Here is an 18,348-nt window from a genome sequence, read left to right as displayed (position 1 = left end):
ATCAAGACCATTGGGTGTCGCCGGGTGTGGCCACTACGGCTTCGCTGACGACCGCGTCGGCCCTCACCGCTGACCACTGGGTGTCCCCCGCTCGCATGTCGCTCTTCGCACCAGAGAGGCCACTCAGCGTTCCGAAGGCCACAACGGCGGAGAAGGCGGCGACAAGCACCGAGCGAAGCATTCTCTTACGCATAGTCGGCTTCGTCCTCACTTGAAGGTCCCCTCTTCCCCCGTCTGATAAGACGATGGCTCATTCAGGCACGTCATGACCACACAATGAGTGCATCATGTTCCTGCATGTTCAGGACCCTGGGGGGTGGAGATTTGACGACAAATCCGACAGAAGCGGCACATCCCCACACCATCGCCGAACTGTGCGAGGAGGGGAGGCGCGTATATGCCAACGCTCTGCGCACAGGACGAGTCGCCCGTGTGGATGTGGAGGCCGCTCCCTGTCTGATGGAGTTCGCCCTCCTGCACGCCGATCCTGACGACGAAAACTGGCTCCGCCCGGTTCCCCCCGCGGTGGCGCTGTCCCTGCGGCTCAACCCGCTCGAACGCGAGATCTCCGACCGCAGGCGTACGTCCATGGAGCTCGCCGAGGTCTTCGAGCCGTTCATGACGCTCACCGCGCAGGGCTCGGCCCCGGCGCACTCGATCACCGTGCTGGAGGGCCTCGACCGCATCAACGGAGCCCTCGACCTGGCCACCGACCAGTGCCGCAACGAGGTGCTCACGGTGCAGCCGAGCGTCCGCCACCCCGAGCGCCGGATCATCGAGGGCCTGGAGCGCGACAGAACCCTGATCGAGCGCGGCGTACGGATCCGGACCCTGTACCAGCACACCGCCCGGTACATCCCCGAGCGGCTGGCCTACGTGGACCAGTTCGCCAACGGCAAGGCGGAGTACCGGACCATCGACGAGCTGGTCGAGCGCCTGATCATCTGCGACGAGACGGTCGCCTTCATCCCCATCCGGGACGACCGGCAGGTCGCCCTGGAACTGCGCCACCCGGGGCTCGTCGGCTATCTGATCAAGGTCTTCGAGTTCATGTGGAGCCGCGCGGTCCCGCTGAGCGCCGGCAGCCCCTACGAGACCGCCGCCGACGGCATCACCGACATCCAGCACTCCATCGCCAAGCTGCTGGTCGAGGGCCATGTCGACGAGGCCATCGCCCGGCGCCTGGGCATGAACGTGCGCACCTGCCGGGCCCACATCGCCAAGCTCGCCACGGCCCTGGGCAGCGGCAGCCGCGCCCAGCTCGGCTTCCTCATAGCCCAGTCGGGGATCCTGCAGAAGGACCAGCCGGCGCAGGAGGGAGACAGCCCGACGTGACCGAGGCACACACGCACGGCGCGGAGGAACTGTGCGCGGAGGGCCTGGGCCTGTACGTCCGCGCGCTGCGCGACGGGCGAGTCCCTGCCGAGGACGCGGAGTCGGCACCCTGCCTGGCCGGTCTCGGACTGCTGCATCCCGACGAAGCGGATCCCGGGCGGCTGCGCCCGGTCGCACCCGCCTCCGTGCTCAACCGCCTGCTGCGGCGGTCGGCCGAGCGCATCGCGGACGAGCGGCGCCGCGAGGAGCGCCTGGAGACCGCCTTCGCGCCGCTGCTGCGGCTCGACGGGTCCCGCACGGCCGCGGACTCCCCCGCGCTCACCGTCCTCGGTGACAAGGAACGCATCAACGACGCGATCACCGAGGCCATGGCGGACGCCACGGACGAGCTCCTCGCCATCCAGCCCAACGTCAGCCCGCGCAGCGTGGAGGCCCAGGCCGTCGCGCTCGTCCGCGACCAGGCCCTCCTGGACCGCGGCGGCCGGATCCGCACCCTCTACCAGCACACCCAGCGCCACAAGCCGCTCGTGCTGGCCCGCTACGAGCAGCTGCGGGGCGACGCGGAGGCCCGCACCCTGGACGAGGTCACCGACCGGCTCATCGTCGTCGACCGCAGGGTCGCGTTCATCCCGGCGAGCAGGGACCGCAGCCTCGCCCTGGAGGTCCGCCACCCCGCGCTGATCGACTACTTCACCAACGTCTTCGACCGCCTCTGGCACCTCGCCGTGCCGATGCACCCGGAGGCGGTCCAGCGCCCCTCCATGAACGGCATCAGCCAGCGCCAGCGCGCCATAGCGAACCTCCTCGTCGAGGGCCACACCGACGCCGTCATCGCCGACCGCCTCGGCATGAACATCCGCACCGCCCGCGTCCACATCGCCAAACTCGCCGCCACCCTGGGCAGTGAGAGCCGGGCCCAACTCGGCTATCTCATCGGGCAGTCGGGGATTCTCGCTCCGCCGGAGTGAGCTGGACCGGGACGTCCGGGTGGCGGGTCGGGGTGCCGTCGAGGCCCACCTGGGCTATGCGGACGCCGAGTTGGGTGCGGCTGGCCGCGCCGAGGGTCTCCGAGAGGCGGGCGATGTGGGCGCGGCAGGTGCGCACGCTTATGCCGAGGCGTTCCGCGATCACCGCGTCCTGGTGGCCGTCCGCGAGGAGGGCCGCGATGGACTGTTCGCGGTGGGAGATGCCCTCGATGCCCGTGTCGGGCAGGGCGGCGGCGACCGGGATGGCGAGGCGCCACAGGCGGTCGAAGACCGTGACGAAGTACTCGATCAGCGCGGGGTGGCGCAGTTCCAGGGCCATGGTGTGGTCGGCGTTGGCGGGGATGAAGGCGACCGTGCGGTCGAAGAGGATCAGCCGGTCGACGACCTCGTCGAGCGTCCTCGCCTCCACCGCGTCGCCCATCAACTCCAGGTAGTTCAGCAGGCCTTGGCCGTGGCGGGCCACGTGGGTGTACAGGTCGCGCATCCGCACCCCGCGTGAGCGCAGCGCGAGGGCGCGGTGCAGGCCCTCCGTGAGTTCCGGTTCGCGACGGATGCCGCCGGGCTGGACGGTGAGGACCTCGCCGGTGCAGGCCTCGGTCGCGTCGTCCATCGCCGCCTGGATCCGGGACAGCCCGTCCAGGACGCGGATCGCGGCACCGCCTTCCAGCGACGCCGACGCCACCGCGGACGCCTGGATACGGCGGCCGAGACCGGCGTACCGCTCGAAGGCGGCGACCGCGGAGCCGACCCGGCGGTGGCTCTCGCTGACCTCGTCGTAGACCCCGCGCAGCAGGCGGGTCATGACCTCCTGCGGGGAGGTCGGGACCAGCCAGGCCATGTCGTCGGGGTCGGGGTGGAGGAGGGCCAGCTCCAGCAGGCACGGCACCGGTTCGGCGTCCGTGCGCGGCACCCGGCCCCGTCGTACGGCCCGGGAGTACACACGGTCCCCCGCATCGCAGAGTCGGTCAGCACCGTGTGGATGCTCGTCCGTCCCGTGCCCGGCCATCGCCCATCCCACCCCCGCTTCCCGCCTCTTTGCAGCGCAACTATGCGCGGACCCGACCTGCTCCGCAACACGGCTGCCCCTCGAACAGCCCCCGAAAACCTCCTATTTACCCCGCTATCTCCCGGCCTCCGTGGCTCACCTTGCAACAAGCTGGGGGGTGTCCGGCCAGACGCATCGAGCCTCTCGTCGTATCACTTTCCGCGTGAGCTGCCGGAAATCACTCAGAGATCACGGTGTTACCTATCGCACTTAACGTCCCCTCATGGCGGACATATTTGACGCATACGCATTGGCCGATGCGTGGGACGAGATGTTTGTGCGGCCGGGTGAGGTCAGAACCGCCTATGAGCCGGTCCTGGCGGCACTCCAGCCGATCGAGCCGAGTGAACTGCGCTTCCGCGCGGACCAGATGGCCCGCGCCTTCACCGACCGCGGCGTGACCTACGCCTTCGCGGGCGAGGAACGGCCATGGCCCCTGGACCTGGTGCCGAGGATCATCGACGCGCTGGAGTGGGACCTCATCCAGCGCGGGGTGGCGCAGAGAGTGCGGGCCCTCGAGGCCTACCTCTCCGACGCGTACGCGCACTGCCGCGCCTTCGAGGACGGGGTCGTGCCCTGGCGGCTGCTCCTCAACTCGGCCCATTTCCACCGGGCCGCGCAGGGGGTCGAGCCGCCGGGCGGGGTCCGCATCCACGTGGCCGGCATCGACCTCGTGCGCGACGAGGCCGGCGACTTCCGGGTCCTGGAGGACAACGTCCGGGTGCCGAGCGGGGTCTCGTACGTCATCGAGAACCGCAGGGCCATGACGCGGATCTTCCCCTCCCTCTTCGCCGAGCAGCACGTGGTCCCCGTCGACGGGTACGCGCACCGCCTGCTCGCCGCGTTGCGGGCCGCCGCGCCCGCGGGCACCCAGGACCCGCGTGTCGTGGTCCTCACCCCGGGGCCGAGCAACGCCGCCTACTTCGAACACGCCCTGCTGGCACGGCTGATGGGCGTGCAGCTGGTCGAGGGGCACGATCTGGTGTGCCGCACCAACCGGGTGTGGATGCGGACCACGCGCGGCGAGGTGCCCGTCCACGTCGTATACCGGCGGCTCGACGACGACTTCCTCGACCCGCTGCACTTCCGCCCCGACTCGGTGATCGGCTGCCCGGGGATCATGAACGCCGCCCAGGCCGGGAACGTCACACTCGCGAACGCGGTCGGGAACGGCATCGCGGACGACAAGCTCCTCTACACCTACGTCCCCGACCTCATCCGCTACTACCTCTCCGAGGAACCGATCCTGCCCAACGTGGAGTCCTACCGGCCCGACGAGCCGGGGCAGTTGGAGGCGGTCCTCGACCAGATCGACCAGCTGGTGGTGAAGCCCGTCGACGGCGCGGGCGGCACGGGCATCGTCATCGGGCCCAAGGCGGACGCGAAGACCCTCGAACGCACTCGCAAAGCCGTCGCCGCCGACCCGCGCGGCTGGATCGCCCAGCGCCCGGTCGCCCTCTCCACCTCCCCCACCCTCGCGGGCGAGCGCATGGCACCGCGCCACATCGACCTGCGTCCGTTCGCCGTCAACGACGGCACCGACGTCTGGGTGCTGCCCGGCGGCCTCACCCGCGTCGCCCTCCAGGAGGGCAACCTGATCGTCAACTCCAGCCAGGGCGGCGGCTCCAAGGACACCTGGGTGCTCGCGGAGGGCCCCGCCGAACAGCCCGAACCGGTCACCCCGGACGGCGAACCGCCCGAGGTGGCACCCCGCCAGCTCGGCCCCGACGGCAACCCCGTGGTCGTACAGGAAGGGGCGCAGCAGTGAACGACGTGATCCTCTCCCGGATAGCCGAGGCCCTGACGTGGACGGGCCGTTACGTCGAGCGGGCGGACGCCACCGGGCGCATCCTCGACGCCTATCTGCACCGCCTGCTGGAGGACCCCTGGCGCGACGAGGACGCGGCCTGCCGGTCGCTGTACGCGATCCTCGGGGTCGACGCGGGCGGCCAACGCGTCGACATGCAGCAGGTGTTGGACCAGCTCGCGTTCGACGCCCGGTCGACCTGTTCCATCGAGGGCGCGCTCGGCGCCGCCCGGCTGAACGCCCGCAGCGCCCGGGAGGCCGTCTCCTCGGAGATGTGGGAGTGCCTCAACTCCACCTGGCACGCCCTGGCCGACCAGCGCCTCGCCGCCCGCCGCACCGGCCCCTACGCCTATCTCGAACTCGTGCGCAGACGCGCCGCGTTGTTCTTCGGCCTCGCCGACTCGACGATGAGCCGCGACGACAGCTGGCGTTTCGTCGTCCTCGGCAGGAGCCTGGAACGGGTGGACATGACCGTACGGCTGCTGTCCGTAAGGGTGTTGGACGCGGCGCACGCCCCCGACTGGCCGACGCTGCTCAGCGCTTCGGGCGCCGACGAGGCGTACGCGCGGGTGTATGGCGGGTTCGGGGACACCCCGCGCGTGGCCGAATTCCTGTTGCTGGACCGGGACTTCCCGCGTTCGGCGCTGCACGCGCTGACGACTGCCGAGGAGTGCCTGACCGCGCTCGGCCGGCAGCGCCAGGACCCCGCCCGCCGCCCGATAGGCCGGCTGCGCACCCGTCTCGAATACCTGGACTCGCACGCCCTGGAAGAGCAACTGCCCGCCCTCCTCAAGGACTTGCAGCACGCCTGCATGGACTCGGCGGAAGCGGTCGCGGAGTTGTTCTTCCCGTACCAGGGGCCCGTCGAGTGGGCCCAGGAAGGAGCCTGAGATGACCCGGAGGCTTCGCATCCGTCACACCACCCGCGTGTCGTACACCCAGGCGGCCGTCTCCTCCCACAACGAGGTCCGGATGACCCCGCTCACGCTGCCCGGCCAGACCACGCTGGACGCCCGCGTGACCGTCAACCCGACGACGCCGACCTGGTCGTACTGGGACTACTGGGGCACCCAGGTCACCGGCTTCGACCTGATGGACCCGCACGCGAACCTCACGATCACCGCGTCGAGCCTCGTCGAGACGTCCCCGCCGGAGGAGCTCGCCCCCGCGCCCACCTGGCAGGAGGTGGCCGAACGGGCCACGAACTCCCGCCTGTTGGAGTTCCTCGGCCCCACCGTCCGTACGACGGTCCCGCCCAAGCTGCTGAAGAAGGCGCGCAGGACGGCCGTGGACCTCGATCCGCACGACACGGCGGTGGCGGTCTCCGCGCTGGTCGCAGACCGGGTGGCCTACCTCCCCGGCGTCACCGGCGTGAACACCTCGGCCGCCGAGGCCTGGGAACAGGGCGCCGGGGTCTGCCAGGACATCGCCCACGTGACCATCGCGCTGCTGCGCGGCCTCGGCCTGCCCACGCGCTACGTCTCCGGATACCTCCACCCCGAGCGGGAGGCCGAACTGCACCGCCCGGTGGCCGGACAGAGCCACGCCTGGATCGAGTACTGGGCGGGCGACTGGTGCGGCTACGACCCCACCAACCGCACCCGCCCCGACGAGTCCCATGTGGTGGTCGGACGGGGACGGGACTACGACGACGTGACCCCGCACAAGGGCATCTACCGAGGGGTGGCGGGCGGACCGCCCGAGGTGACGGTGGAGTTCACCCGGGTGGCATGAGCGAACGGCGGCGGGACACCTCCGGGACGGGATCGACAGCCCCTTGTCCGGCCCGTCCGCCCAGTCCGGCGGAATCCTCCACGTCGGCACCGGCAAGGCCGTCAGGCCGTCCCCCACGGTCGCGGACGGCACCGTGTACGCGGGGGACGACGACGAGCGCCGCTACGACGCGGCCACCGGTGAGATCAGGTGGCGCTTCCGGACCGACGTCACCGACGCCGGGGACCGGGCGCTACTTCAGGCCGATGGCCGAGCACGCGGACTTGTAGTCGGAGGTGCAGATGTCGGAGATCTTGTAGATCCCGTCCGCGACCACCGTCGACTTGATGTTGTCCTGGGTCAGCGCGACCACGGACACCAGCTGCGAGGGGATCTTCTTGTTCGTGGGGCTGTCGACGGTGTCACGGGTGAGGGCGTCGAACTCGATGTCCCTGCCCTGGACCTTGGCGACGGCGATCTTCGCGGCGGCCTCGGCGAGGTCGGGGTACGGCTTGTAGACGCTCATGTACTGCTCGCCGGTCACGATCCGCTGCACGGCGGTGAGTTCGGCGTCCTGGCCGGTGACGGGGGGCAGCTTCGTCAGGCCCGAGGCCTTCAGGGCCTTGATGATGCCGCCGGCCATCGCGTCGTTGGCGGAGTACACGGCGGCGATGTTGCCCTTGCCGAGCTTGTTGATCGCCTCGGTCATCTCCTGCTGGGCCACGACCGGGTCCCAGGCCTTGGTGTTGTAGCTCTCGGCGATCGTCACCTTGCCCTGCAGCTCGGACAGCGCCCCGCCCTTGAACACCGCGGCGTTGGGGTCGGTGGGCGAGCCGTTGATCATCACGATCTTGTCGGAGGTGTCGACGTTGCTGCCCAGCGCCTCGACGAGGGAGCGGCCCTGCACCTCGCCGACCAGTTCGCCGTCGAAGGAGACGTACGCGTCGATCGGGCCCTCGGCGAGACGGTCGTAGGCGATGACCGGGATGCCGGCCGCCTTGGCCTTGGCCACCATCGTCCGGATGGCGTGCGAGTCGACGGCGTCGAGCACGATGATGTCGACCTTCTCGTCGATCATCTTCTGCATCTGCTTGTCCTGGACGGACGCGACGCCACCGGCGTTCTCGTAGTCGGCCTTGCCCTTGTTCGCGGTGAGTTCCTCGATCTTCGCCTTCATGATCGGGTAGTCGAACTCCGCGTACCGCGTGTTCGTCTTCTCCGGCATGAGCACGCCCACCGTGATGTCGTTGCCCTTCGCCGGAGTCGCGTCCGAGCTGCTCCCCGAGGAGTCGAGGACGCCACAGGCGGCCAGGGGGAGGGCCAGCGAGAACGCGGCCACGGATATGGCGATACGACGCATTGGGGTGCTCACTTCTGGTGCCGTCCGGACGAGGGTGCAGCATTGCAACCCAGGTGACTGAAAAGCCAACGCGGATGCGACCACCGGCGTCAAGCGGAACCACTTAACGAGATGGCAACGCCACGTTCCGTTCGGTATGTGGAGACCTTGCGAAACCACCTCCAAACACTCTTTACGGACCCTCCATCCAAAGGGAGTTCATGAAACGGCAAAGATCGCCACAACCGACGGCACACGGAAGGGGCCCGGAGAAATCTCCGGGCCCCTTCCGTGTGTGCGTGGACGTCAGTCCGAGGACTGCTGCCGCTTCGGCCGCCACACCACCAGCGCACTGGTCTGCTGGACCTCCTGGTACGGCACCAGGTCGCGCCGGTACGACGCGTGCACCGCGGCCTCGCGCTGCTGCATGGTCGCCGCCGCGCCCTCGACCGCCGACTGGAGCTCGGCGACGCGCTGCTGGAGCGCGACCACCTGGTTCTCCAGCTCGATGATGCGCTTGATGCCCGCCAGGTTGATGCCCTCGGTCTGCGACAACTGCTGGACGGTGCGCAGCAGTTCGATGTCGCGGGCCGAGTAGCGCCGGCCGCGCCCGGCCGTGCGGTCCGGGGAGACCAGGCCGAGGCGGTCGTACTGGCGCAGCGTCTGCGGGTGCAGGCCGGAGAGCTGGGCCGCCACCGAGATGACGTAGACCGGGGTCTCCTCGGTCAGCTCGTACGGGTTGCGTCGACGGCCGTCCATCACTCTCATGCTCCCTTCGCGGCCTGGAACAGCTCCGCCCGCGGGTCCTCGCCCGCGGTCGCCTCTCTGTACGCCTCCAGTGCGTCACGAGCATTCCCCGTGACGTCCTTCGGGACACTCACCTCGACCGTGACGAGGAGATCGCCCCGCGTGCCGTCCTTGCGGACCGCGCCCTTGCCGCGGGCGCGCATCGTCCGGCCGTTCGGCGTGCCCGGGGGCAGCTTCAGCGTCACCGGGGGCCCGCCCAGGGTGGGCACCCTGACCTCGCCGCCGAGTGCCGCCTCGGCGAACGTCACCGGGACGGTCACCGTGAGGTTGTCGTCCTTGCGGCCGAACACCGGGTGGGCGTCGACATGCACCATGACGTACAAGTCGCCCGCGGGGCCGCCCCGTTCACCCGGTGCGCCCTTGCCGCGGAGCCGGATGCGCTGGCCGTCCGTGACCCCCGCGGGGATCCGGACCTGCATGGTCCGGGACGACTTGGCGCGCCCGCTGCCCTTGCACTCGATGCAGGGGTGCTCGGCGATGAGGCCGCGGCCCTTGCAGTCGGGGCACGGGTCGGTGAGGGAGAAGCCGCCGCCGGAGCCGCGCGCCACCTGGCCGGTGCCGACGCAGGTCGGGCACACACGCGGTGTGCCGTTCTTGTCGCCGGTGCCCGAACAGGCCTTGCAGGGCTGCTGCGAGGACATCCGCAGCGGCACCGTGGCCCCTTCGATCGCTTCCGTGAAGCTGAGCGTGACCTCGGACTCGATGTCCTGGCCGCGCCTGGGCTGCGTACGGGTCGTGCCCGCGCCGCCCCGGTTGAACAGGCCCCCGAAGACGTCACCGATCCCGCCGCCGAAGCCGCCGGCACCCCCGGCGCCACCACCGCCCTGGGCGCCGCCTCCGAAGAGGTCGCCCAGGTCGAAGTTGAAGTTGCCGCCGCCCGCGCCGCCCGGTCCCGGGCGGAAGCCGCCGTTGCCGAACAGGGCGCGGGCCTCGTCGTACTCCTTGCGCTTCTTGGGGTCACCGAGGATGTCGTTGGCCTCGGAGATCTCCTTGAAGCGCTCCTCGGCCTTGGCGTTGCCCTTGTTGGCGTCCGGGTGGAACTCGCGGGCGAGCTTCCGGTACGCCTTCTTGATCTCGGCCTCGGTGGCGTCCTTGGGGACGCCGAGGACCTTGTAGTAGTCCTTCTCGATGAAGTCCTTGGTGCTCATCCTCGACGTCCCTCCTTTCCTTTGGTGCTACTCGCTCTGCGGGTCCCGTGGGGTGCGATGTCAGCCCTCGTCCGGGCCACCGCTCTCCTTGTCGTCGTCCGCCGTCTCGGCGGCGTCCGAGGACTCCGCCTTGCCGGTCTGCGCGGCGCCGGGCTGCGGCTCCGCGACCGCCACCCGCGCGGGGCGGATGGTGCGCTCGCCGATGCGATACCCGGGCTGCAGGATCGCCACGCAGGTCGTCTCCGTGACGTCCGGCGCGTACGAGTGCATCAGGGCCTCGTGGATCGTCGGATCGAAGGGCTCGCCCTCCTTGCCGAACTGCTGCAGTCCCATCTTCGCCGCGGCGGTCTCCAGGGATTCCGCCACCGACTTGAAACCGCCGACGAGTTCACCGTGTTCCCGCGCGCGACCGATGTCGTCGAGCGTGGGCATCAGCTCGGTCAGGAGGCTCGCGACGGCGATCTCCTTGACCGCGATCCGGTCGCGCTCGACCCGGCGGCGGTAGTTCTGGAACTCGGCCTGGAGCCGCTGGAGGTCCGCGGTGCGCTCTTCGAGCGCCTTGCGCACCTGGTCCAGCTGGGCCGTCAGACCGGCGATCTGTGCACTTGCGTCCCCTGCCGGGGCCGCCCCCTCCCCACTGCTGGAGGGGGAGGCGGCCTGCGGCTCGGCGTCGTCGGGGGTGGCGCCGGAGGGGACGTCGGGCTTCTCTTCGAAGCCCGGGGTCTCCTCCGTCACGCGGCACCGTCCTTGCGCTCGTCGTCCACGATCTCGGCGTCCACCACGTCGTCGTCGGCCTTGGGGGCCTCGGCACCCGGGGCGTCGCCTGCGGCGGCCTGACCGGCCTGGGCGTCGGCGTACATGGCCTGGCCGACCTTCTGCGAGACCGCGGCGACCTTCTCGGTGGCGGTGCGGATCTCGGCGGTGTCCTCGCCCTTGAGCGCGGCCTTCAGCTCCTCGACGGCGGCCTCGACCTCGGTCTTGACCTCGCCGGGGACCTTGTCCTCGTTGTCCTTGAGGAACTTCTCCGTCTGGTAGACGAGCTGCTCGCCCTGGTTGCGGGACTCGGCGGCCTCGCGGCGGCGGTGGTCCTCGTCCGCGTACTGCTCGGCCTCCTGGCGCATGCGGTCGACCTCGTCCTTCGGCAGCGAGGAGCCGCCGGTGACGGTCATCTTCTGCTCCTTGCCGGTGCCGAGGTCCTTGGCGGTGACATGCATGATGCCGTTGGCGTCGATGTCGAAGGAGACCTCGATCTGCGGGACGCCACGCGGGGCCGGCGGCAGACCGGTCAGCTCGAACATTCCGAGCTTCTTGTTGTACGCCGCGATCTCGCGCTCGCCCTGGTAGACCTGGATCTGCACGGAGGGCTGGTTGTCCTCGGCGGTGGTGAAGATCTCGGACCGCTTGGTCGGGATCGTGGTGTTGCGCTCGATGAGCTTGGTCATGATCCCTCCCTTGGTCTCGATGCCGAGGGACAGCGGGGTCACGTCGAGGAGCAGGACGTCCTTGACCTCACCCTTGAGGACACCGGCCTGGAGGGACGCGCCGATGGCGACGACCTCGTCCGGGTTGACGCCCTTGTTGGCGTCCTTGCCGCCGGTCAGCTCGCGCACGATCTCCGCGACGGCCGGCATACGGGTGGAGCCACCGACGAGGACGACGTGGTCGATCTCGTTGATCGAGATGCCGGCGTCCTTGATGACGTTGTGGAACGGCGTCTTGCAGCGCTCCAGCAGGTCGGCCGTCAGCTGCTGGAACTGGGCGCGGGTGAGCTTCTCGTCCAGGTGCAGCGGGCCCTCGGCGGACGCCGTGATGTACGGCAGGTTGATCGAGGTCTCGGTGGAGCTGGACAGCTCGATCTTGGCCTTCTCGGCAGCCTCGCGGAGACGCTGGAGGGCCATCTTGTCCTTGCCCAGGTCCACGCCGTGGCCCGCGGCGAACTGCTTCACCAGGTAGTCGACGACCCGCTGGTCCCAGTCGTCACCACCGAGGTGGTTGTCGCCGTTCGTCGCCTTCACCTCGACGACGCCGTCACCGATCTCCAGGAGGGACACGTCGAAGGTGCCGCCACCGAGGTCGAAGACGAGGATCGTCTGGTCGTCCTTGTCGAGGCCGTACGCCAGCGCCGCGGCGGTCGGCTCGTTCACGATGCGCAGGACGTTCAGGCCCGCGATCTCGCCGGCCTCCTTCGTCGCCTGGCGCTCCGAGTCGTTGAAGTAGGCCGGGACGGTGATGACCGCGTCCGTGACCTTCTCGCCCAGGTAGGCCTCGGCGTCGCGCTTCAGCTTCTGCAGGATGAAGGCGCTCATCTGCTGCGGGTTGAAGTTCTTCCCGTCGAGCTCGATCTTCCAGTCCGTGCCCATGTGGCGCTTCACGGAACGGATGGTCCGGTCAACGTTCGTGACCGCCTGGCGCTTGGCCACCTCTCCGACGAGCACCTCGCCGTTCTTGGCGAAGGCGACGACGGACGGCGTGGTCCTGGCGCCCTCTGCGTTGGTGATGACGGTGGGCTCGCCGCCTTCAAGAACGCTGACGACGGAGTTAGTCGTGCCCAGGTCGATGCCGACCGCACGTGCCATGGTTGATTCCTCCAGCAATGACTTGAGTGGAACGGACTCAAGTGTGCACGACACTCACCGCTGGGTCAACAGAGCTGAGTCGGGCAGGCTCAACTCTTATCCGTTCCTTACACGCAACTGGGCTCTGACCTGCGTCGACGCGGCACGCCGTCCCCCGTAGACAGAGACTTTAAGCAGCCCGAACACGACGACCAGGGCCCCGCCCACCACCCACATGACGGCGGATCCGTCCGCCCACCCGTTGTGCACGAGCACCCCGACGAGCACTCCGGAGAACCCTCCGATCGCCACCAGGACCACCGCCCCCTGCGGGGTGAGCCCCAACCGCCGCAGCCGGTGGGCGAGATGGTCCGGCCCGCCGCGCAGCAGCGCCCGCCCGGCCAGCCGCCGCGACAGCAGCACCAGTACGGCGTCGGCACTGGCGACCGCGGTGAGCGCGAACAGCACGCCCGCACCCTGACCCGGACCGCGCCCGGCCTGGGTCAGCACCGCGGCCGAGGCGAGCAGGAACCCCGTGAACAGCGACCCGCAGGCACCGAGCGCGATCCGCGCGGGATGCCAGTTGTGCATCAGGAACCCGGTGAGCGCGGCGGCCAGCACACTGAGCAACACCGCGAGCCCGTCCATCACTTCCATCGCGGCACAGGCCCCGACCCCGAAGGCGGTGACCACCCCGATGGTCCCCGCGAGCCCGTCGGCGTGATCGAGCCCCTTGAAGGCACCGGCGACGAACACGATCCACACCACGGCCAGCGCGCCGCCGGGCACCCCGAGCTCGCCGTACGGCATGACACAGGCGGCCGCCACCGCCGTACCGAGAACCAGGAACCGGGTCTTCAGCCGCCACACGTCGGCGACGAGCCCCAGCCCGGCGACCGCGGCCCCGGCGGCCAGCAGTCCGTCGACACCGTCGCCGAGGGGGGCGAGTCCGGTCCGGTCGCACACCCAGGTGACCGCCGAGACGGCGAGGGCCACCGCCAGTCCCCCGAGCAGCGGAACGGGTCGGGTCCGTCGCCGCCGGTCGACGAGTCCGGCCTTGAGCGCGGGCACTCGGAGCAGTGCGGCGAGCAGGGCGGAGAGGAGGAGGGCGGTCGTGGCGGCGAGAATCCCGTAGAGCACGGATCCAAATTAGCCGCAAATGTACCAATTCCGTACGAATAACACGATCAGACCGTAACAAGCTTGCGAACTGGCCCGGAGCAGGTCTTTTTAGGCGACCCTCAGCGACGCACGTCACCGCACGCCTGGCTACAGTGCGACGCAAGATAGGGGTAGTCTCGGTCGAACCGATTAAGTTACCGCTTAGTAATGTGCTGAGCGGTGATGCCATTGACCCCTCGCAGGCCCGAGGAGCCCTGAAATGCAACTCGCCGCGATCATCGTGTCGCTGGTTCTGATCGTGGTCGGTGTGGCGCTGTTCGCCCGCGCCGTCCTGCAGATCTACACCTTCATGCGACTCGGCCAGAACGTGCCCAAGGGCACCCGCACCGACGAGCCCGTCCAGCGCACTGTCACCGTGGCCAAGGAGTTCCTCGGCCACACCCGGATGAACCGCTGGGGTGTCGTCGGCGTCGCGCACTGGTTCGTGGCGGTGGGCTTCTTCTCACTGCTGCTGACGATCGTCAACGCCGTCGGCCAGCTCTTCCAGGCCGACTGGCTGCTGCCGATCATCGGCGAATGGGCGCCGTACAACGTCTTCGTCGAGTTCATCGGCACGATGACGGTCCTCGGCATCGTGGTCCTCATCGCGATCCGCCAGCTGAACAAGCCGAACAAGCCGGGCCGCAAGTCCCGCTTCGCCGGCTCCAACTTCGGCCAGGCGTACTTCGTCGAGGCCGTCATCCTCATCGTCGGCGTCTGCATCTTCATGCTGCACGCGCTCGAGGGCGCCCAGCACCACGTGGACGCGTACGAGGCCTCGTTCTTCATCTCGTACCCCGTCGTCTCGGCCCTGCGCCACCTGGACGTCTCCACCCTCCAGAACCTCACGTACTTCTTCGCGGGCCTGAAGATCGCGACCTCCTTCATCTGGATGATCACGGTCGCCCTCAAGACCGACATGGGCGTGGCCTGGCACCGTTTCCTGGCGTTCCCGAACATCTGGTTCAAGCGCAACGCGGACGGCGCCACGTCCCTGGGTGGGCTGCTGCCGATGACGTCGGGCGGGAAGCCGATCGACTTCACCGACCCGGGCGACGACGACGTCTTCGGTGTCTCCCAGGTCGAGCAGTTCTCCTGGAAGGGCCTGCTGGACTTCTCCACCTGCACCGAGTGCGGGCGCTGCCAGTCGCAGTGCCCCGCCTGGAACACCGGCAAGCCGCTCTCCCCGAAGCTCCTGATCATGTCCCTGCGGGACCACGCCCACGCCAAGGCGCCCTACCTGCTGGCAGGCGGCGGCAAGTCGATGGAGGGCGAGGAGAAGGCCACCGCGGAGCAGCTCGCCGGCGTCCCCGCCGCGGCGCTGGCGGAGGCGGAGCGCCCGCTGATCGGGACGGCGGAGGAGAACGGGGTGATCGACCCGGACGTCCTGTGGTCCTGCACCACCTGCGGCGCCTGCGTCGAGCAGTGCCCGGTCGACATCGAGCACGTCGACCACATCGTCGACATGCGCCGCTACCAGGTGATGATCGAGAGCGCGTTCCCCTCCGAGGCGGGCACGATGCTGAAGAACCTGGAGAAGAAGGGCAATCCCTGGGGCCTGGCGAAGAAGCAGCGCCTGGAATGGCTCAAGGAGGTCGACTTCGAGGTCCCCGTCGTCGGCCAGGACATCGAAGACCTCACCGAGGTCGAGTACCTGTACTGGGTGGGCTGCGCGGGCGCCCTGGAGGACCGGGCGAAGAAGACCACGAAGGCCTTCGCGGAACTCCTGCACATCGCGGGCGTCAAGTTCGCGATCATGGGCGGTGACGAGAAGTGCACCGGCGACTCCGCCCGCCGCCTGGGCAACGAGCCCCTGTTCCAGGAACTCGGCATGGACAACGTCATGGCCCTGAACACGGCCTTCGGCGAGGAACTCGACGACGACGGCAAGGTCGTCGCGGAAACGGCGAAGCCGAAGTCGGCGAAGAAGATCGTCGCGACCTGCCCGCACTGCCTCAACACCATCGGCAACGAGTACCCGCAGCTCGGCGGCGACTACGAGGTCATCCACCACACCCAGCTCCTCCAGCATTTGGTGGATGCGGGCAAGCTGGTGCCGGTGACCCCGGTCGAGGGCATCATCACCTACCACGACCCCTGCTACCTGGGCCGCCACAACAAGATCTACACACCCCCGCGCGAGATCATCGCCAGCGTCCCCGGCCTGCGCAACGAGGAGATGCACCGTCACAAGGAACGCGGCTTCTGCTGCGGCGCCGGCGGCGCGCGCATGTGGATGGAAGAACGCATCGGCAAGCGCATCAACAACGAACGCGTCGACGAGGCACTGTCGTTGAACCCCGACATCGTCTCCACGGCCTGCCCCTTCTGCCTCGTCATGCTCACCGACTCCGTCAACGGCAAGAAGAACGACGGCAAGGCCAAGGAATCCATCCAGGTCGTCGACGTGGCCCAACTGCTCCTCGACTCGGTCAAGAAGCCGACCGAGGACGAGCCCCCGGCGGGCACCTCGGAACCGGAGAACGCCCCAGAGCCCGAGCCGGTGAAGTAAGAACCTCATTGCCTACGACGACGCCCCGCGCCCTCACGAGAGGGCGCGGGGCGCTGTCGTGTGCCGGGGGGGCAGCGGGGGGGGGTGTAGCGGGGGGTGTAGCGGGCTCCACCACGCATCCGGGAGAGCGGCCCCTCGTGACGACGAGCGCGCGACGGAATCGTGGAGGGCAGAGATCAGCCCGCCCTCCTCCGAAGGAAACCCCCGTGAAGTCGCTTCTCACCACCGCGAAGTCGTTCGTCACCAACCTCCTCCTGTGGTCGTCCTTCATCGCCGGCCTCGTCGCGAGCACGGCCTCCGGGGCGGTGCTGGACGGCACGGCGAAGACCGCCGCCACCTTCACCGGAATCGCCGTCTCACTGCTGACTGGCTCACGCATCGCGAAGAAGCCGAGAATCAAGGCGTTCCTGTCGAAGCGGTCGACGCTGTGGTTCCTGTTCCTCTTCAACGGCGGCGTGGCAGCGTTCTGTTACCTCTCCATGGCCGGCGCCAAGGGCATCGCGACGGCCGCCGGCATGGGCCTGGTGTCCCTCGGCGCGGCAGGCGGCCTGCTGACGGCCCGGCGAGCCCCGGTGGCCAAGACGGCAGCGCAGGAGCCCTGGGCGTGAGCCTGTCCATCCGCCGTGGTCGGCGCGGCAGCCGATAGCCGATAGCCGATAGCCGAACCCTGCCCCGCCCTGCCCCGCCCTGCCCTGGCTTGCCCGACATGGGGACGTGTCCCGAGGCGCCCCCTCAACGCCGACCGCGGACGCAGTTCAGGGACGGGGCCTCCCACCTGGGACACCACTCCTCTCCGGCCGCCATCCACCCGGGACGCGGAGTCCCGACACCGCCCAGAAGCGGGCGGCCCCTCACCAATCCCCCACCCATCTCCGACCCCCTAGGGGATGTCACAGCTCGGCAGCAAAGCCCCTCCCGAAACCCCGCCCCGACACGTGACTCTGCGGAACCAGGTACGTTCGATGACGTGGCTGGATTCAGGAACGGACGCGGCGGCCGGGGCTCCCGGTCCCCGCAAGCGCGCCCTCAACACCCCCCATACGGTCAGCAGGTACCCCCGGCGCCCCAGGGCCAGCCGTCGTACGGCTACCCCGCGGCCCCGCAGCCGTACCCGCAACAGCGCCCCCAGCAGCCCCAGTACGGCGGCGGCGCGGGCAGCGGCGGAAACGGCGCCTACGGCGACGAGCCGGAGTACTTCGGCGACAACGGGGGGTACGGCCAAGGCGGCTACGGAGGCCAGGGCGGTCACCCCGGCACCCCGGACCCGTACGCGGCGAACAACCCGGGCCACACCCAGTCGTTCGCGGTGGGCGAGGACCCGTACAGCCAGGGCGGTACCTACCGCGCAGGCTCGGCCCAGGCTCCCAGCGGCCCGATCGGCCCCCGCCTGCACTGGAAGGACCTCCTGAGGGGCATCGTCCTGGCCCCCCAGCAGACCTTCCTCCAGATGCGGGACTACACGATGTGGGGCCCCGCCCTGATCGTGACGTTCCTCTACGGCCTGCTCGCGGTCTTCGGCTTCGACGGCGCCCGCGAGGACGCGATAAGCGCGACCCTGTCGAACGCGGTCCCGATCGTCCTGGTGACCGCCGTGGCGATGGTCCTGTCGTCCTTCATCCTGGGCGTGGTCACCCACACCCTGGCCCGCCAGCTGGGCGGCGACGGAGCCTGGCAGCCCACGGTCGGCCTCTCCATGCTGATCATGTCCATCACGGACGCCCCCCGCCTGGTCTTCGCCATGTTCTTCGGCGGCGACGCAACCTTCGTCCAGGCCCTCGGCTGGGCCACCTGGGTGGCAGCCGGCGCCCTCCTCACCATGATGGTCAGCCGCTCCCACGACCTCCCCTGGCCCAAGGCCCTGGGCGCGTCGGCGATCCAGCTGGTGGCCCTGCTGTCGATCGTGAAGCTGGGCACGTTCTAAAGGCTGCCAGAGGATTTAT

General features: G+C 69.4%; 15 protein-coding genes. 8 read left to right on the top strand and 7 right to left on the bottom strand.

Going from position 1 to position 18,348, the window contains the following annotated elements; translation table 11 throughout:
- Positions 1-297 precede the first annotated feature (297 nt).
- Both OHT77_RS24305 and OHT77_RS24300 read left to right on the top strand, forming a co-directional pair.
- Positions 298-1,335 carry a helix-turn-helix transcriptional regulator gene (locus OHT77_RS24305; RefSeq protein WP_384877186.1) on the top strand — a complete coding sequence of 346 codons (1,038 nt, stop codon included), beginning with the start codon at positions 298-300 and terminating at the stop codon, positions 1,333-1,335.
- The gene (locus OHT77_RS24300; RefSeq protein ID WP_328830596.1) at positions 1,332-2,303 is read left to right on the top strand and encodes a helix-turn-helix transcriptional regulator; all 972 of its coding nucleotides are present in this window, start codon (positions 1,332-1,334) and stop codon (positions 2,301-2,303) included. The genes OHT77_RS24305 and OHT77_RS24300 overlap by 4 nt, the downstream gene beginning before the upstream one ends.
- On the opposite strand, the gene OHT77_RS24295 is transcribed toward OHT77_RS24300, so the two are convergent.
- Entirely contained in the window at positions 2,266-3,327 is a 1,062-nt protein-coding gene (locus tag OHT77_RS24295) for a helix-turn-helix transcriptional regulator (RefSeq protein ID WP_266770112.1), read from the bottom strand. The genes OHT77_RS24300 and OHT77_RS24295 overlap by 38 nt on opposite strands.
- Before the next feature lie 262 nt (positions 3,328-3,589).
- Here OHT77_RS24295 and OHT77_RS24290 point away from each other — a divergent pair, with 262 nt between their 5' ends.
- Genes OHT77_RS24290 through OHT77_RS24280 form a run of 3 tightly spaced genes read left to right on the top strand, consistent with a single transcriptional unit; the run spans position 3,590 to position 6,907 of the window.
- Entirely contained in the window at positions 3,590-5,134 is a 1,545-nt protein-coding gene (locus tag OHT77_RS24290) for a circularly permuted type 2 ATP-grasp protein (protein ID WP_328830595.1), read from the top strand.
- Positions 5,131-6,063 carry an alpha-E domain-containing protein gene (locus OHT77_RS24285; RefSeq protein ID WP_033284781.1) on the top strand — a complete coding sequence of 311 codons (933 nt, stop codon included), beginning with the start codon at positions 5,131-5,133 and terminating at the stop codon, positions 6,061-6,063. Before OHT77_RS24290 ends, OHT77_RS24285 begins: the two co-directional genes overlap by 4 nt.
- 1 nt (position 6,064) lies before the next feature.
- Entirely contained in the window at positions 6,065-6,907 is an 843-nt protein-coding gene (locus OHT77_RS24280) for a transglutaminase family protein (RefSeq protein ID WP_328830594.1), read from the top strand.
- A 232-nt stretch (positions 6,908-7,139) separates the two neighbouring features.
- Here OHT77_RS24280 and OHT77_RS24275 read toward each other — a convergent pair whose 3' ends face one another.
- The 6 genes from OHT77_RS24275 to OHT77_RS24250 form a co-directional block, all read right to left on the bottom strand.
- Entirely contained in the window at positions 7,140-8,246 is a 1,107-nt protein-coding gene (locus OHT77_RS24275; RefSeq protein ID WP_328830593.1) for a sugar ABC transporter substrate-binding protein, read from the bottom strand.
- A gap of 285 nt (positions 8,247-8,531) precedes the next feature.
- Positions 8,532-8,984 (bottom strand): heat shock protein transcriptional repressor HspR, encoded by a 453-nt coding sequence (locus OHT77_RS24270; RefSeq protein ID WP_033284884.1) that lies wholly within the window; start codon positions 8,982-8,984, stop codon positions 8,532-8,534.
- A 5-nt stretch (positions 8,985-8,989) separates the two neighbouring features.
- On the bottom strand, positions 8,990-10,180 hold the full coding sequence (gene dnaJ / locus OHT77_RS24265; RefSeq protein ID WP_266770126.1) for a molecular chaperone DnaJ: 1,191 nt from the start codon (positions 10,178-10,180) through the stop codon (positions 8,990-8,992).
- A gap of 60 nt (positions 10,181-10,240) precedes the next feature.
- A complete protein-coding gene (gene grpE / locus OHT77_RS24260) occupies positions 10,241-10,915 on the bottom strand; it encodes a nucleotide exchange factor GrpE (RefSeq protein WP_266770128.1) in 675 nt (224 codons plus the stop codon).
- Positions 10,912-12,756: a molecular chaperone DnaK gene (dnaK, locus tag OHT77_RS24255; protein ID WP_328830592.1), complete on the bottom strand. Its 1,845-nt coding sequence runs from the start codon at positions 12,754-12,756 to the stop codon at positions 10,912-10,914. The genes grpE and dnaK overlap by 4 nt, the downstream gene beginning before the upstream one ends.
- Before the next feature lie 96 nt (positions 12,757-12,852).
- On the bottom strand, positions 12,853-13,875 hold the full coding sequence (locus tag OHT77_RS24250; protein WP_328830591.1) for an MraY family glycosyltransferase: 1,023 nt from the start codon (positions 13,873-13,875) through the stop codon (positions 12,853-12,855).
- A gap of 241 nt (positions 13,876-14,116) precedes the next feature.
- Between OHT77_RS24250 and OHT77_RS24245 the strand changes: the two genes are divergently transcribed.
- The 3 genes from OHT77_RS24245 to OHT77_RS24235 all read left to right on the top strand — a co-directional run bounded on the left by OHT77_RS24245 (position 14,117) and on the right by OHT77_RS24235 (position 18,329).
- Complete coding sequence (locus OHT77_RS24245; protein WP_328830590.1) at positions 14,117-16,408, top strand: (Fe-S)-binding protein; 2,292 nt, start codon at positions 14,117-14,119, stop codon at positions 16,406-16,408.
- 206 nt (positions 16,409-16,614) lie between these two features.
- Positions 16,615-17,016: a hypothetical protein gene (locus tag OHT77_RS24240; RefSeq protein WP_328830589.1), complete on the top strand. Its 402-nt coding sequence runs from the start codon at positions 16,615-16,617 to the stop codon at positions 17,014-17,016.
- A gap of 359 nt (positions 17,017-17,375) precedes the next feature.
- Entirely contained in the window at positions 17,376-18,329 is a 954-nt protein-coding gene (locus tag OHT77_RS24235; RefSeq protein ID WP_328830588.1) for a Yip1 family protein, read from the top strand.
- The last annotated feature ends 19 nt before the right edge of the window (positions 18,330-18,348 follow it).

This window comes from Streptomyces sp. NBC_00252, from assembly GCF_036187565.1.
Classification (GTDB): Bacteria; Actinomycetota; Actinomycetes; order Streptomycetales; family Streptomycetaceae; genus Streptomyces.
The sequence above is the reverse complement of the archived record's forward strand: the minus strand, read 5'-3'. Positions and strand labels throughout refer to the sequence as shown.